Consider the following 16,400-nt stretch of genomic DNA (forward strand, 5'->3'; position numbering starts at 1 on the left):
AATTTCACCGCCCATATTTTCAATTAATTACGTGTTTAGTCTTTGTTCTTGGTTCTATCAGCGGAGCGGTCTTAATTCTTTTCCGGACAATAGTGATATAAAATATTTGTGCTAAATTATTCGTGCCAATGAGTGAAATTAACTTCTCAAAAGGAATATTGTTTTTAATGGATCTCGTTTGTCAATTTCTCTATAATGCAACAATTCTTAGTTCATATTGAGTAAATTTGCGGAAGCAAAATACTACTCATCTGTGAATAAAGAAATAACAAGCGTTCAAAACCCTTACATTAAAGAGCTTTATCTGCTCAAGGAAAAATCAAGGGATCGCAAAAAATCAGGATTGTTTTTAATTGAAGGGGCACGCGAAATCGAATTAGCGTTAAAAGGGAACTATCAGTTGGAAACCATTTTGTATTATCCTGAAATATTTTCAGAAGCACAGGTAAATAGCCTAAAATCTGCGCAAACAAAAATCATCCAAATCTCCAAAGACGTCTATCAAAAATTGGCGCACCGAGATACTACTGAAGGCATCATTGCTGTAGCCAAAACAAAATCTCACGATTTAAACAATATCAAGTTTAAGTCTGAAAATCCTTTGATTTTGGTAGCCGAAGCTCCAGAAAAACCCGGAAACATTGGTGCCATTTTGAGAACAGCAGATGCCGCTAATGTAGATGCGGTAATCATTGCCAACCCCAAAACAGATTTATACAATCCTAATATCATCCGAAGTAGTGTGGGCTGTATTTTTACAAATCAGATTGCCACAGGATCAACTTCTGAAATTATTTCATTTTTGAAGGGAGAAAATATTGCTATCTATTGCGCTGCTTTACAAACTTCTGAACTTTATACTACTCAAGATTTCACCAAAGCTACTGCGATCGTAATGGGTACTGAAGCCACGGGATTGAGTGCTGAATGGCTGGAGCAATCCACTCAAAATATCGTCATTCCGATGCAAGGCGAAATTGATAGTATGAATGTATCTGTGGCTGCGGGAATCCTTATTTTTGAAGCAAAAAGACAGAGAAACTTTAAATAATATTCACTCGCAGAAGCGCTAAGACGCAAAAGATAAACTATCAATATCTTGACTGCCGATTGAACACTGCATACTGAAGACTAAAAAACATGAATTCCACTACTCTTTTCTACATCATAATTGCCATCATTATCATCGATTTTCTGGTTGATAAAATACTGGATGCTCTAAATGCTAAACGTTATAATGATCCTATTCCTGAGGAACTAAAGGATGTTTATGATCAAGAGGAATATCAGAAATCACAACGTTATAAAACTACCAACTACAAATTTGGCTTGATCACCACAACATTTTCTTTGGTATTGACCTTAGTGTTTTTAGGATTGAATGGTTTTGAATTTGTCGATAACATCGCACGAAGTTATAGCGACAATCCCATCATCATCGCGCTCATCTTTTTTGGAATCATCATGTTGGGAAGTGATATTCTCAGCACCCCTTTTTCCTATTACCAAACCTTTGTGATCGAGGAGCGTTTCGGATTTAATAAAACCACCAGAACCACCTTTATTTTGGACAAACTCAAAGGTTTACTCATGATGGCAGTTGTTGGCGGTGGACTTTTAGCATTGATAGTGTGGTTTTATCAGGTAACAGGAACTTACTTTTGGTTGTATGCTTGGGCATTGGTTGCCGTGTTTAGCATTTTCACCAATATGTTTTATGCGCGACTCATTGTTCCTTTATTCAATAAACAAACACCATTGGAAGCTGGCCAATTAAGGGATCAAATTTCAGATTACGCCAATTCCGTTGGATTTAATCTTGATAAAATATTTGTGATCGATGGTTCCAAACGTAGCACCAAAGCTAATGCTTATTTCTCAGGATTTGGAAGAGAGAAACGCGTAACCCTTTATGATACTTTGGTCAGTGATTTGGATAACGAGGAAATTGTCGCTGTATTGGCTCATGAGGTCGGACACTACAAAAAGAAGCATATTATTTTTAATCTGATTGCCTCCTTATTACTGACAGGATTAACGCTTTTTATCTTGTCTATATTTATTTCAAATCCGCTTTTATCCAATGCACTTAGTGTGGATAGCCCTAGTTTTCATGTGGGCTTAATCGCTTTTGGATTGCTCTACTCGCCTATTTCAGAACTGACTGGATTTGTCATGAATCATTTCTCACGCAAATTTGAATATCAAGCCGATGATTATGCGAAAAACACTTATAAAGCTGAACCTTTAGTCAGTTCGTTAAAAAAACTTTCAAAAAACAGTTTGAGCAATTTAACACCACATCCTGCTTATGTTTGGGTGCATTACTCACATCCAACGCTTTTGGAGCGGGTTAGGAATTTAAGGAAGTAGCATTAAGTTGGACTTCCAAACTATTTTCAAGTTGAAAAACGGAATATTTTAAAGGATTAACTATTTTTACATTCAACGACATGCGACCAATGTGACAGATTTTTTCACATGAAATACGCTTTCTTTTGGAACACTACTTTTTTATAAAAATGACATGAGATTTCATACTATAATTTCAGAATTTAGAGATAAGCTTGAAAGTAGCCGAGATCAAGAAAAGATAACTCATGTTGAAATTGCAGCATTTTACAACAAACTCAACAACTTCGATCTTAAATTTGTTTTATTCTCAAAATATTACCGGAAATACATCGATAATCTCAATCGATTAAAACCTCAGCCAGAAGACAAAAATCCTGACTTAACTCTTTTGCGAGTTGCGTTGGCGGAGAACGAGTGGAAACCGACCACTCCTTTTGCTATATTTATTCACCATTTAAAATATGACAATAAGGTCACATCCAAACCTTTTATTGCCTACCAAAAAAGACAGAACCGAAAGAAACTAAACGCGCCTGCAACAAAGGTTAAGGAAGTTGAAAAACCAAAAAAATCTGAGAAATGGACTCGGGTTCCAATTCCAAGACATCATCCTCCAAGAAAACTACAATAAGTTTTTTTGAATTGTCTTCTGTGGAAGATTGGTTCGCTTTGCCTTTATTGGTGTTTTCTGCCGACCGTTTACAAATAGTTTTGCATTCTATCTTTGCCACTGTTGGTGTTTTACACCAACAGTTACCAAATGTTAGTTCATTCAATTGCTTGCTTAATTAAAAAAGCAATCAAATTCCTCCTAAGTTTTTCACTATCTAAACCTTAAAACGGCAAGGCAATGGATCCCGGATTTACAAATTCCTTGGTATAAGGATTTTCGAGAAAGCTCAGTGGTGGCTTTTGAGGCATTAAAATATCATCCCTTTCAATCCCATAAACCTGCCAATAGTTGGAGAGCAATTGGGCAAATACATCCTGATCCCATAAACCAAAAACTGGTGGTTTTCCATTGGTGTCAACTTCTATAGTAATTCCATGGTCTAGGTTTTCAATTTTGTATTGCGGTGTGTATTGCAGAATATAATCTGAATAATGAAACCTCGCATATAATTCTTCGAACTGTACGGGATGCAACACATGACCTTCAATTTTATCAAGGAGTTCCTTGTGTTTCTCGGCAATGACCCCATCATTTTGTAAGCACGCAACAAATCCAAAGCCATTGACTCCAAATGAGAACATTAAATTAATCGCATCGTCACGATAGCTAAAAATATCCGCAGAATATTTAAGAGGAAACACCACAATACTCCATGGTTTTTTTCCAATAAAAGAAATCGGTTCTATTATGGATTGCAACATTAAATGGAAGTGACTAAAGCGCTGCTTAAGGGTGAATGAAAGTGCAAATTCTTCACCTTGCTTGAGCAATCGGTCTCTTTCATAAACCATTTCATAGTACAACAAACCATAAACCATTCTGCCAGTCCATTGAAAAAGCAACTCTTGATCAAGAGAGGCCATACCTTCAAAACCCTTTTTATAGGCCTCTTGAACTTTTAGGTCCAATTCATCAAAAGCCTTTTTTACATGGGAAGAACACGGCAATTTCAGATCTTCATAATGATAAGACTTGCCTTTATCCATCATCTCCACGCGTTCATCACCAAATTTAAAATGATCCATCAGCCACTCAGGAAAAACTGTCATCTTATCATCGGTCAAATCTCCTGAAAGGAAGCAAAAGTGTTCGTCAAAAATTAAATCTTGAAAAGGATTAAAAAGCGCTTGGGACATAATTATTCTGAAAAATGAGGTTATTTAATGGTTTGCAAATATAATCATAAACTATAGCTTGTCCTGTGCTCACTTTAAAAATCAATCCTTATTTATCTCGGCTTGTGGCATGACAAACCAAAGCTGATATATAAAATCCAGCTCAAAAAAAAGATATAACATCAAATTTTAGTAAATTGAATCAACAACACCTATAATTCTATAAAAACGCAAAAACTAGTTTATTTCTTAAGCCTATTAATATTAGCAGTAGCAATGTTTCTAATAGCGAATTATCCTGACTGTGACAAAACGAACATGAACATCATCTTAAAAAAGTAGATAAAAAATTTAACAACACACTTTAGTCACCTGCATTATAGACTTTTAATAAATCTCATAACCATTGAAACATTGCAATCATTTCCACCAGACAGCACAAGCAAGTAATTACCAACATGAATGTTATTGGTCGCAAATCATTTATAATTTTAAAACGGATACAAATGCTCAAACTAACGCGTCGCAAAACCAACAATATTAAAAAATCCCCAATCATCAATTTCAACCTATTTGAGCAGCATTCAAACAATTTCCCCGAAAAAATCGTTGCTCATTTCCTTTCTTTGTATTACATTTAGTTTATGACCGAAGTTGATATAGAAAAGGAAAATGCTGCCATTGCAAAAGCCTATAAAGAACTGCTTAAAGTAAGTTACCAGACCCTTACTGTTGCTGATAAAAAACTCATAAGACAAGCCTTTGATGTGGCCGTTGATGCGCATAAAAATCAACGCCGAAAATCAGGAGAAGCTTATATATTTCACCCTATTGCGGTGGCTAAAATTGTTGCTCAAGAAATTGGGCTCGACGCAACATGTATTGCTGCAGCATTATTGCATGACGTTGTAGAAGACAATCCTGATTACACACTTGAAATCATCGAACAGAAATTTGGAAAAACCGTAACGCGAATTGTGGACGGATTGACCAAGATTGCATCGCTGAGCAAAGAAACCGACGTATCATCCCAAGCAGAAAACTTTAGAAAGATGCTGTTGACGCTTAATGATGATGTACGTGTGATTATCATCAAAATTGCAGACCGTCTCCACAATATGCAAACCATGGATTCCATGCGTACGGACAAGCAGGAGAAAATAGCTTCAGAGACCTTGTACATTTACGCGCCTTTGGCACATAGGATTGGACTTTATAATATTAAAAGCGACCTTGAAGATTTAGGCTTAAAATATACAGAACCTGAAGTCTATAATGAAATTCACAATAAGATAAAGGAAAGCAAGGAGGAACAAGATGCCTATATTAAAGCGTTTTCAAAAGTCATCGTTGACTCTTTGGACAAAGAAGGTTTAAGTTATACGATTAAAGGACGACCGAAATCCATCTATTCCATCCGAAGAAAAATGCTCAAACAAGGCGTTTCCTTTGACGAGGTTTATGATAAGTTTGCGGTAAGAATCATTTATAAATCTGATTTTGCGAATGAAAAGTTCTTGGCCTGGAAAATCTATTCCATTGTAACCGATCACTTTATTCCCAATCCTATTCGCTTACGTGACTGGATTTCCTCGCCTAAATCAACCGGCTATGAAGCTTTACACATAACGGTTATGGGACCAAAAGGACGCTGGGTAGAAGTGCAGATCCGCAGTGAACGCATGAATGAGATTGCCGAAAAAGGATACGCTGCGCACTACAAATATAAAGAAGGCAATGCGGAAGATGCCTTGGACACTTGGATTGACAAACTCCAAGAAGCCCTTGAAAGCAACGAAACCAATGCCGTCGATTTTGTGGAGCAATTCAAATTGAATTTGTATTCTAAAGAAATTTACGTGTTTTCACCTAAAGGCGATTTAAAATCATTGCCAAAAGGTGCTACCCCACTCGATTTTGCCTTTAGTATCCATACCGAAATCGGCATGAAGACCAGAGGCGCAAAAGTGAATGGTAAACTGGTGCCTCTCAGCCATGAGCTCCAAAGTGGCGATCAAGTGGAAATATTAACCTCTGAAAACATAAAACCTAACAGCAACTGGTTGGACTATGCGACTACGGCAAGAGCAAGAAGCAAAATCAAATCTTCTTTAAAAGATGAAAAGAAAGAAGTTGCGGTGGATGGCAAAGAACTTTTAAGACGCAAATTAAAGCAACTTAAGATCAATTTAGACGAAAAATCCATCAATGAAATGGTGGTGTTTTTCAAACTAAAAACGAGTTTGGATCTGTTTTATAGAGTGGGGATTGGCTCGATTGACAATACCATGCTCAAAGATTACGCGTCATCGAGGAGCAATGCTTTTATGACGTTCATTAAAAGTAAGATCCGTAAACCAACGGTAGTCCAAAACATTGATAACGACGAAATTACCGCCAAATACGACATGTTGGTATTTGGCAAGGAGGAAGAAAAGTTGGATTATAAACTATCTGCCTGCTGTAATCCAATTCCTGGCGATGAAGTTTTTGGATTTTTGACCATCAATGAAGGTATAAAAATTCATAAGAAAAATTGTCCAAACGCACTGAGCCTTCAATCTAACTATGCCTACAGAATTTTACAGGCCAAATGGATTGATTCTTCCCAGCAAGAATTTGCCGCACAGATCACCTTGAGTGGCATTGACAATATGGGATTGGTAAATAATATTACCAAAGTTATTTCCAGGAACATGCATGTCAACATGAAAAGTATTAGCTTTCAAACTGATGATGGTGTGTTTTCGGGTAAAATCAATGTTATTGTTAACAATAGTACCATGCTTAAAAAGCTCATGGAAAATCTAAAAAAAATTAATGGAATTGATAAGGTTACCCGAGTTTAAAAAGTGTAAATTTGCCCCGAACTTTCGGGATCAATTATGAGTATAAAAACAGAACATACTAATCAGGAAATCGTAAAAAATGTGTTTACCACATTTTTGGAAAGCAAAGGGCACAGAAAAACACCCGAGCGCTATGCCATACTGCAAGAAATTTATGATAGTGAAGAACACTTTGATATAGAATCACTCTACATTAAAATGAAAAACAAAAACTATCGCGTCAGTCGTGCTACGCTTTACAATACCATTGAATTGTTATTGGAATGCTCTTTGGTACGCAAACATCAGTTTGGTCAAAATCAGGCACATTATGAAAAGTCATATTTTGACAAACAACATGATCACGTTATTTTAACAGATACTGGAGAGGTCTTCGAATTTTGCGATCCAAGGATCCAAACAATCAAAAAAACGATTGAAGAAGTCTTTAACATTACCATCTCCAACCACTCATTATACTTTTACGGAACAAAAAACGAACAACCTAAAGAATCTTAAAATGGCAGTAGATTTACTACTAGGATTACAATGGGGCGACGAAGGCAAAGGAAAAATTGTCGATGTGCTGACCTCCAATTACAATATTATTGCACGCTTTCAAGGTGGGCCCAATGCTGGACACACTTTGGTTTTCAACGGCAAAAAACACGTATTACATACTATTCCTTCAGGAATTTTTCATGAAGACACTGTTAATTTAGTTGGTAACGGTGTTGTAATTGACCCTGTTATTTTCAACAAAGAGTTGGACAAACTAGAAGAGCAACATGTGGACTATAAAAAGTCTTTGTTGATTTCTCGTAAGGCACACATCATTTTACCAACACACCGTTTACTTGATGCGGCCAGCGAAGCTTCTAAAGGAAAAGCGAAAATCGGTTCTACGCTTAAAGGTATTGGCCCAACTTATATGGACAAAACTGGTAGAAACGGAATTAGAGTCGGCGATCTTGAGATGGACGATTTTAAAGACAAATACCGTGCATTGGCCGATAAACATGAAGCCATGATTGCTTTTTACAATGTAGATGTACAGTATAATTTAAAAGAACTTGAAACTGAGTTTTTCAAATCAATTGAAGTGTTAAAAACATTGACTTTCATTGATTCTGAAGAATATTTACACCAAGCTCAAAAAGAAGGAAAGTCTATTTTAGCTGAAGGTGCTCAAGGTTCTTTATTGGACATTGATTTTGGAACTTACCCTTTTGTAACTTCTTCAAATACAACTGCTGCTGGTGCTTGTACTGGATTGGGTATTCCACCTAACGAAATTGGCGAGGTTTTTGGGATTTTCAAAGCCTATACCACAAGAGTTGGTTCTGGCCCTTTCCCTACCGAATTGTTTGATGAAGCGGGAGAAACCATGGGCCGTGTAGGTAATGAGTTTGGCGCTACAACTGGACGTTCACGTCGTTGTGGATGGTTAGATTTGGTAGCCTTACGTTATGCTTGTCAAGTGAATGGGGTGACCAAATTAATCATGATGAAAGGTGACGTCCTTTCAGGATTCGAAACCTTAAAAGTATGCACGTCTTACAATTATAAAGGCAAAGAAATACACCACTTCCCATACAATATCGAACCAGAAAACGTTACGCCTATCTATACTGAGTTTGAAGGATGGAACGAAGATTTAACTGAAATGACTGATGCTGCCAACATGCCGAAGGCTTTGGTAGATTATATAGAGTTTTTGGAAAAGGAACTCGAAATTCCAATTACGATTGTGTCTGTCGGCCCAGATAGAAAGCAGACGATTATAAGATAAATAGTTGAAACACGAACCTGCCTATCGAAAGGCAGGTTCATCTTTTAAGTAGTATCAATAATGTAATTTATGATAGTGCATAAGTATTACCGTCATTAATGTAATTAGTGGCACTCGTGCCCAAAAGCTCATCATTATAACATATTACCGAGACACCTAAATTGATGTTAACACAAAATAACGCTTAATTTAAAGAGTTACCTTAAAAATCATTTCTCGCACATTGAAAGCATTATATATTTTCACGGTATTATTTATAAGCTTAAGTTTTTCTGCTGTCTCTCAGACTCAAAAACTCAAGAAAATCCGTGTAGAATATTCAGGTTTTGTCGATTCTGACAGCCTAAGAGGACCTGGCGTTTCTGTATTCACAAGAGACAATACCCAACAAGTTCATTTTACTCACGAAGGCATCAATTTATGGTGTGACCAAGCTGTATATTACGAAAAGGAAGACTTTATTGAGGCCTATAGTAATGTGATCATGAAGCAGGGCGACACCATTAATATGAATGCAAAATATGTGGAATATAGTGGTAAGACCCAATTGGCATTTGCAAGTGGCGATGTGGTATTGACCGAACCAAAATCGGTTTTAACCACGGACACTCTCTATTTTGATCGTATAAAACAGCAAGCATTTTACCAAAGCAAAGGAAAGGTGGTGAGAGATTCCTCAGGAACCATCACGAGCCAAATTGGTCGCTACTATATGAACAGTAAAAAGTACCAATTTGTTAAAAATGTGGTTTTGGTCAATCCAGAATACACCTTAAACACAGAACACCTCGATTTCTACACGCAAACAGGTCATGCGTATCTTTTCGGACCTTCCACCATTGTTGGCGAAAACAATACTATTTATGCCGAACGTGGTTTTTACAACACCAATAACGACACGGGATACTTCGTCAAAAACTCAAAGATCAATTATGAGAATCGCGTTTTTGAAGGCGATAGCATGTATTTTGATAGAAAAAAAAGTTTCGCTTCGGCGACCAACAATATCATCGTTACCGACACCATTAACAACAGTATCGCCCGCGGCCATTATGCAGAAATTTGGCGCGCCAAGGATTCCGTATTCATAACCAAACGTGCGCTGGCCATTACCGTTCAGGAAAAAGATTCCATTTACATGCACAGTGACACCTTAATGGTGACAGGAAAACCTGAACATCGTATCACAAGAGCTTATTACAATGCAAAAATATTTAAAAGTGATTTGAGCGGAAAAGCAGATTCTATCCATGCCGATCACAAATCAGGATTGACACAACTCATTAATTTGGCACGCTTCTCCACTACCGATGCGTTTACCGTAAGACGCCGACCCATTCTTTGGAATTTGGGCAATCAGATGACAGGCGACACCATTCACCTTATATCAAACCCTAAAACAGAACAATTAGACTCCCTTGTGGTTTATGACAATGCCTTTTTGATTAGTCAGGACACCATCGGTAAAGGCTTTAATCAAATTAAGGGTCTACGACTTGTTGGCCTTTTCAAGGACAATGATCTTTATAATGTCGATATTATCAAAAATGCCGAAGTTATCAATTATTCCAGAGATGATAATCAGGAATTAATTGGGATCAACAAATCAAAATCCGGAAAAATCAATCTTAAAATTGAGGACGATTATAAAATTATCACCTTAATTGACCAAGTAGATGGCGATATATGGCCTGAATCCAAATTCCCCGAAAACGCCAGAAAATTAAGAGGCTTCGATTGGCGTGAAGAGGAACGCCCCAAAAGTGTTGATGATTTATTTAAAGATGACCCACCTTTAGTTTTACCCAAAATCAAAGGTCTAGACGATTATGTACCTCAAGAAGACTTCTTCGATGCCGCTTTAATGAAACGCGTGGAAGATGCCAGTTCAAAGGACACGAAAAAAGACGAGGAACAAAAGGCATCGCGTACTATTCCGAAGGAAGCGCTTAAAAAAGCAGATTCCTCTAAAGTAAACACCTTGCAAAAACCGAAAAAAAAGGATAATTAAAATGACTAGTGATTTTTTAAAGTACCAAGCACAAACTACACCACATCCTCTAGCTATGGAAATTTCCCATGCTGAAGGCTGTTATGTTTATGACACTAATAACAAAGCCTATCTTGATTTTGTTGCTGGTGTTTCGGCTTGTAGTTTGGGACACCGTCATCCAAAAGTGGTCAACGCTATAAAGGATCAGTTAGATAAATACTTGCACGTTATGGTTTACGGCGAGTATATTCAAGAACCTGCAGTTCAACTGGCCAAACTACTAGCGCAACACTTACCAGAATCTTTAGAATGTACGTACCTCGTCAACTCAGGAACCGAAGCTATTGAAGGCGCTTTAAAACTGGCCCGTCGCGCAACTGGCAGAAGCCAAATTATCTCTGCGCATCATGCGTACCATGGTAACACGATGGGATCCATGAGCGTGATGGGTTATGAAGAGCGCAAACAGGCCTTCAGACCTCTCATTCCAGATGTCGATTTTATTACCTTTAATAATAAAGATGAATTAAATAAAATCACACCAAAAACAGCCGCAGTCATTCTTGAAACTATTCAAGGTGGTGCTGGATTTGTGGAACCTTACGACAATTATTTGACCAAAGTCAGAACACGTTGCGATGAAGTTGGCGCCTTATTAATATTAGACGAAATCCAACCAGGTATAGGGCGTACCGGAAAATTATTTGGCTTTGAGCATTACAATTGCATTCCTGATATTTTGGTTACAGGAAAAGGACTCGGCGGCGGTATGCCCATTGGTGCCTTTTCAGCATCAAAGGCAATGATGCATACCTTACAGAACCGTCCCAAATTAGGACATATAACGACCTTTGGTGGCCATCCGGTTATTGCTGCCGCTGCTTTAGCAACCGTCAAAGAAATTGTAGAGAGTGATTTAATGCCTCAAGCTCTTGAAAAAGAACAGCTATTTAGAAAACATTTGGTACATCCATTAATTTCAGAAATCAGAGGACGTGGATTAATGTTGGCCGCTCTAACGCCTTCTGCAGAAATTGCAAACGAAGTCATTTTAAAGGCACAAAACAGAGGTTTAATTCTTTTTTGGTTACTTTTTGAGCCGAAAGCGATTCGTATAACACCACCTTTAACGATCACGAATGATGAAATTATTAAGGGCTGTAAGTTGATTATCGATATTTTAGACGAAATCTCCTCATAATTCCGTAATTTCGCGCGCACATTAAACCACTATATATCAGGAAGTAATAACGACCTACGGACGCTGTTAACTATTTTGTTGAAAACATTCGTGTTTAAAATCTCTTTTCTCTAATGTTAACGTTACATTTAATTTAACGAACACTAAAATGTGCTTATGGAGTTTAGTCAACATGACGACGACAATAATTATTCGCTAACAAAGTTTGAATCAATGTTAAAAACAAACGATGTGTTGTTTTTTGATTCCAATGAGTTTGAAAATATCATTCAGTTCTATTTTGAAAATGGCAGAATTGCTCGTGCAAAAAAAGCTATCAAATTAGGATTGGAGCAGCACCCTTCATCTATAGTTTTAAAACTTTTTCAAGTTGAAATCTACGTCTTAGAAGATAAATTGTCACAAGCCGAGAAACTTCTGGACACCTTGTATGTTTTAGAGCCTTCAAATGAGGAAATCTATATTCAAAAAGCGAATATTTTATCGAAACGCGACGAACACGAAAAAGCTATTGACACGCTAAAGATCGCTTTAACACTGACAGATTCAGATGAAGACGATGCCGATTTATTTGCCTTAATTGGCATGGAATATCTCTTTATGGATCAGTTTGAGAATGCCAAAAACTATTTTATCAAGTGTTTGGACTTGGACATAGAAGATTACTCAGCATTGTACAACATTATTTACTGCTTTGAGTTTTTAGATTTACATGAAGAAGCCATTGATTTCCTGAATCGCTATTTGGACAAAAACCCTTATTGTGAAGTAGCCTGGCATCAATTGGGAATACAGTATTTTACTTTAGAAGAATACACAAAAGCCCTTGCAGCATTTGAATTTGCCATTATTTCTGATGACACTTTTGTAGGTGCTTATCTTGAAAAAGGAAAGGTTTTGGAGAAATTGAAAAAGTATGAAGATGCTATTGAAAATTACAACGTGACTTTAGCGCTTGATGAACCGACCTCTTTTGCCTTATTAAGAATTGGCAACTGTTATGAAAAATTAGGTTCTGACGATTTGGCTGCACAATATTATTTTAAAACGGTCCATGAAGATCCTTTGTTAGACAAGGGTTGGATTTCCATTACCAGATTTTATAACAGAAAGAAAGACTACCAAAAGGCACTTTACTATATCAATAAAGCCATTAATATTGATGGCGATAATGTGAAGTATTGGAAATTATACGCGCAAATCAACCATCGTCTGAATTTTATTGAAGAAGCAGAACGCGGTTATAAAAAAGCTCTTGATTTAGGAAACTACGAATTGGACACTTGGCTGGAACGATCGGACGTGCTCATTAAATTGGGCGAGTACGAAGCCTCAGCGCTTAATCTTATTCAAGCTTCAGAATTCTATCCCGAAACTGCAGAAATTGAATACCGTTTGGCAGGCATCTATTTCACATTATTGGAAAATGAAAAAGGACAATACCATCTTAAAAACGGACTGCTCCTCAATTCGGAATTTTCTTTTATCATCGAAGAACTGTTTCCATTAATTGCTGAACACCAAATGGTGGTTAATATTATTTCAAATCCAAAAAAAACCTCCAAGTAAATTTCTATATCTTTACGTTTCTTATACGAAAAATAAAAAATGCAAAGACGCTTATCAGATTACCTATTCATTTCACTTAAAGGGATTGCTATGGGAGCAGCCGACGCTGTCCCTGGAGTTTCCGGCGGTACCATCGCTTTTATATCCGGTATTTACGAAGAATTAATTACAACCATTAGCGGTGTAAATTTAAGTTTATTGACCACACTCAGAAAGAATGGTTTTGCCGCTTTTTGGAAACAACTCAATGGCAGCTTTTTATTAGCTCTTCTAACTGGGATCATTATCAGTTTTGTGTCTTTTATGAGACTTGCCAAGTATTTGATTGAGCAACATCCGGTCTTAATTTGGTCTTTCTTTTTTGGGCTTATCATTGCCAGTATTGTCTTTGTGGGCAAACAAATCAAAACATGGAATTTAGGAACCATTATATCTCTGATTTTCGGAACTCTTGTCGCCTATTACATCACGACCTTACCTTCATTGGCCAATAATGACAGCCCTGTGTTTTTGTTTTTTGCAGGAGCCATAGCCATTTGCGCCATGATTTTACCTGGTATTTCAGGATCCTTCATATTAGTAATTCTGGGCGCCTATAAGACACTAAGCGATGCCTTACATGCTTTCGACTTTAAAAGAGTATTCATTTTTGCAGCAGGAGCTCTTATTGGACTCTTGAGTTTTAGCCATGTTTTAAAATGGCTGTTCAAAAATTATAAAAATACCACTTTAGCTGTATTAACAGGATTCATTTTTGGATCTCTCAACAAAATATGGCCTTGGAAGGAAACACTGACCGTTTTGGAAAAATCAACAGGACAAACGCATCCTGTCTCTCAATTTACCGAGCTAGGCACAATTGAAGTGTATCAAAGACAAATTAATGATTTCGAGACTATAAAAATGGTTTCGGAAAAAAGCGTGATGCCCTTTCATTATTCTCACATCAATAACGCCACCGACCCACAAATTGCATTTGCGATAGGCCTTATGATTATTGGATTTTTAACTATATTTATCCTTGAAAAGATAGGATCCAAAATCGAATAAATGCAAAGTACCAGAACCTTAACTGACAAAATTTTCCTCGTCATAAAAGGCCTGGGGATGGGTGCTGCAAATAAAGTACCTGGGGTTTCTGGTGGGGTCGTTGCTTTTGTGGCTGGGTTTTATGAAGAGTTTATTTATTCGCTTCAAAAAGTGAATAAAACTGCCTTCAAGCTACTATTAAACGGAAGATTCAAGAGTTTTTTCCGTTATATCAACGGACGCTTTTTGAGTATGCTTTTTTTTGGAATGATTGTCAGTTATTTCAGTGTTTCCAAAATCTTAGATTACTTTCTCATTCATTATGAACTCTATATATGGTGCCTGTTTTATGGTATGATCATCGGTTCAATTTACTATATCAACAAAGGTTTTAACGATTGGAACTTTAAAACCATACTTTCGCTTTCCATAGGAATTATATTGGGTATTGGTATCAGTTTCTTGGACCCCGCAAAAGAAAACGACAATTTGTTTTTTGTGTTTTTCTGCGGAATCATCAGCGTTTCAGGGATGACCTTACCTGGTTTTTCAGGATCTTTTATTCTGATCTTATTGGGTAATTATGTCTTGTTATTAGTGGATTCGGTCAATGCACTTTCTGATACGTTTTATGAGGTTTTTAGAGGCGATTTTAGCGTTTTCCATAATTCCGAAAGGATTCGGATGCTTCAAGTATTGGTGGTATTCACGGTAGGCTCAGTCGTAGGTCTTGTTACCTTTTCACATATCTTAAGTTACATTCTCAAACATTACAAAAGTATTACCATCGCCTCTATAATTGGCTTTATTGTCGGTTCGTTAGGTGTTGTTTGGCCATGGAAAAAAACAATTTACAGACTAAATGAAGAAGGCTTACATATCTATGATTCAACAGGTAAGCAAGTCGTTGAGAATTACGAACGATTTATTCCTGATCTTGGTAGTGAAACTTATATAGCAATTATGTATATTGTTATAGGAATAGCAATTGTTTTAGCTCTAGAATGGTATGCACAAAGAACCAGAAAAGTCAAAGTCTAAATTCGGCCTTATCGGAAAAAATATCGCCTATTCATTTTCAAAGGCTCATTTTACGGCCAAGTTTGAAAATGAACATCTGCCCTATTCTTACGAGAATTTTGATATCGACACGATTGATCAATTTCCTGAAATCTTAAAACAGAACGATACTATAGTAGGTCTCAATGTTACCATTCCCTATAAAGAACAAATCATTCCTTATTTAGATGAACTCAACAAAACCGCCTCAAAAATAGGTGCTGTAAATACCATAAAATTTCATCCATCAGGAAAAACCGAAGGATTTAACACCGATTATTATGGATTTAAAAAATCCATTGAACCGTACCTCAAGTCAAATCATAAAAAGGCGTTGATTTTGGGAACAGGTGGCGCTTCAAAAGCAATTGCCTATGCGCTGAAAAAGCTAAAAATTCGCTTTGATTATGTATCTCGAAATGCCCATCCAGATGCAAAATATTTGTATACTGATTTGACAGAGGACATCATTAATAAACATCAAATTATTATCAATTGTACACCGATCGGCACACATCCCAAGGTAAATGAATGCCCCGATATTCCGTACGACGGTATCACCAAAGAACATTTGCTATACGACTTGATCTATAACCCTATTCAGACCAAATTCTTAATGTGTGGCGAACTATTAGGCGCCACCACATGCAATGGTTCGAAAATGTTGGAATACCAAGCAGAAAAAGCCTGGGACATCTGGACCAAATAAAAATCACCTAAAACCACCTTTCTCTTTGTTATCTAAGGGGTTGTTAGTATATTTACTTCTTTACAAAAGCAAGAACT

Annotated in this window: 13 protein-coding genes; 12 read left to right on the plus strand and 1 reads right to left on the minus strand. The window is 36.9% G+C overall.

Annotated features, from left to right (window positions below):
• Positions 1-253: 253 nt before the first annotated feature.
• The 3 genes from ACOH2D_RS03795 (at position 254) to ACOH2D_RS03805 (ending at position 2,986) form a co-directional block, all read left to right on the plus strand.
• Entirely contained in the window at positions 254-1,051 is a 798-nt protein-coding gene (locus ACOH2D_RS03795) for a TrmH family RNA methyltransferase (protein WP_348035255.1), read from the plus strand.
• Between the two features lie 89 nt (positions 1,052-1,140).
• On the plus strand, positions 1,141-2,373 hold the full coding sequence (locus ACOH2D_RS03800) for a M48 family metallopeptidase (protein ID WP_449534402.1): 1,233 nt from the start codon (positions 1,141-1,143) through the stop codon (positions 2,371-2,373).
• 154 nt (positions 2,374-2,527) lie between these two features.
• Complete coding sequence (locus tag ACOH2D_RS03805; protein WP_449534403.1) at positions 2,528-2,986, plus strand: hypothetical protein; 459 nt, start codon at positions 2,528-2,530, stop codon at positions 2,984-2,986.
• 203 nt (positions 2,987-3,189) lie between these two features.
• On the opposite strand, the gene ACOH2D_RS03810 is transcribed toward ACOH2D_RS03805, so the two are convergent.
• Positions 3,190-4,164 carry a hypothetical protein gene (locus ACOH2D_RS03810; RefSeq protein WP_449534404.1) on the minus strand — a complete coding sequence of 325 codons (975 nt, stop codon included), beginning with the start codon at positions 4,162-4,164 and terminating at the stop codon, positions 3,190-3,192.
• Positions 4,165-4,787: 623 nt separating this feature from the next.
• Here ACOH2D_RS03810 and ACOH2D_RS03815 point away from each other — a divergent pair.
• From ACOH2D_RS03815 to ACOH2D_RS03855, 9 genes are all read left to right on the plus strand, one after another.
• Complete coding sequence (locus ACOH2D_RS03815; protein WP_348035251.1) at positions 4,788-6,992, plus strand: RelA/SpoT family protein; 2,205 nt, start codon at positions 4,788-4,790, stop codon at positions 6,990-6,992.
• Positions 6,993-7,028: 36 nt separating this feature from the next.
• Complete coding sequence (locus ACOH2D_RS03820; protein WP_449534405.1) at positions 7,029-7,490, plus strand: Fur family transcriptional regulator; 462 nt, start codon at positions 7,029-7,031, stop codon at positions 7,488-7,490.
• Position 7,491: 1 nt separating this feature from the next.
• Positions 7,492-8,763 (plus strand): adenylosuccinate synthase, encoded by a 1,272-nt coding sequence (locus tag ACOH2D_RS03825; RefSeq protein ID WP_348035249.1) that lies wholly within the window; start codon positions 7,492-7,494, stop codon positions 8,761-8,763.
• Positions 8,764-8,986: 223 nt separating this feature from the next.
• A complete protein-coding gene (locus ACOH2D_RS03830) occupies positions 8,987-10,774 on the plus strand; it encodes an OstA-like protein (protein WP_348035248.1) in 1,788 nt (595 codons plus the stop codon).
• Position 10,775: 1 nt separating this feature from the next.
• A complete protein-coding gene (locus tag ACOH2D_RS03835) occupies positions 10,776-11,957 on the plus strand; it encodes an aspartate aminotransferase family protein (protein WP_449534406.1) in 1,182 nt (393 codons plus the stop codon).
• 213 nt (positions 11,958-12,170) lie between these two features.
• Complete coding sequence (locus ACOH2D_RS03840; RefSeq protein ID WP_449534407.1) at positions 12,171-13,526, plus strand: tetratricopeptide repeat protein; 1,356 nt, start codon at positions 12,171-12,173, stop codon at positions 13,524-13,526.
• A gap of 39 nt (positions 13,527-13,565) precedes the next feature.
• On the plus strand, positions 13,566-14,576 hold the full coding sequence (locus ACOH2D_RS03845) for a DUF368 domain-containing protein (protein ID WP_449534408.1): 1,011 nt from the start codon (positions 13,566-13,568) through the stop codon (positions 14,574-14,576).
• On the plus strand, positions 14,577-15,596 hold the full coding sequence (locus ACOH2D_RS03850; protein ID WP_348035244.1) for a DUF368 domain-containing protein: 1,020 nt from the start codon (positions 14,577-14,579) through the stop codon (positions 15,594-15,596).
• Positions 15,565-16,323, plus strand: a complete 759-nt coding sequence (locus ACOH2D_RS03855) for a shikimate dehydrogenase family protein (protein WP_348035243.1) — start codon at positions 15,565-15,567, stop codon at positions 16,321-16,323. The genes ACOH2D_RS03850 and ACOH2D_RS03855 overlap by 32 nt, the downstream gene beginning before the upstream one ends.
• The last annotated feature ends 77 nt before the right edge of the window (positions 16,324-16,400 follow it).

This window comes from Gelidibacter sp., from assembly GCF_053579655.1.

Bases quoted from the DNA above. Each gene is read 5' to 3' on its own strand.
- ACOH2D_RS03800 (WP_449534402.1), top strand. From the start codon at position 1,141: ATGAATTCCACTACTCTTTTCTACATCATAATTGCCATCATTATCATC.
- ACOH2D_RS03805 (WP_449534403.1), top strand. From the start codon at position 2,528: ATGAGATTTCATACTATAATTTCAGAATTTAGAGATAAGCTTGAAAGT.
- ACOH2D_RS03810 (WP_449534404.1), bottom strand. From the start codon at position 4,164: ATGTCCCAAGCGCTTTTTAATCCTTTTCAAGATTTAATTTTTGACGAA.
- ACOH2D_RS03815 (WP_348035251.1), top strand. From the start codon at position 4,788: ATGACCGAAGTTGATATAGAAAAGGAAAATGCTGCCATTGCAAAAGCC.
- ACOH2D_RS03820 (WP_449534405.1), top strand. From the start codon at position 7,029: ATGAGTATAAAAACAGAACATACTAATCAGGAAATCGTAAAAAATGTG.
- ACOH2D_RS03825 (WP_348035249.1), top strand. From the start codon at position 7,492: ATGGCAGTAGATTTACTACTAGGATTACAATGGGGCGACGAAGGCAAA.
- ACOH2D_RS03835 (WP_449534406.1), top strand. From the start codon at position 10,776: ATGACTAGTGATTTTTTAAAGTACCAAGCACAAACTACACCACATCCT.
- ACOH2D_RS03840 (WP_449534407.1), top strand. From the start codon at position 12,171: ATGTTAAAAACAAACGATGTGTTGTTTTTTGATTCCAATGAGTTTGAA.
- ACOH2D_RS03845 (WP_449534408.1), top strand. From the start codon at position 13,566: ATGCAAAGACGCTTATCAGATTACCTATTCATTTCACTTAAAGGGATT.
- ACOH2D_RS03850 (WP_348035244.1), top strand. From the start codon at position 14,577: ATGCAAAGTACCAGAACCTTAACTGACAAAATTTTCCTCGTCATAAAA.
- ACOH2D_RS03855 (WP_348035243.1), top strand. From the start codon at position 15,565: ATGCACAAAGAACCAGAAAAGTCAAAGTCTAAATTCGGCCTTATCGGA.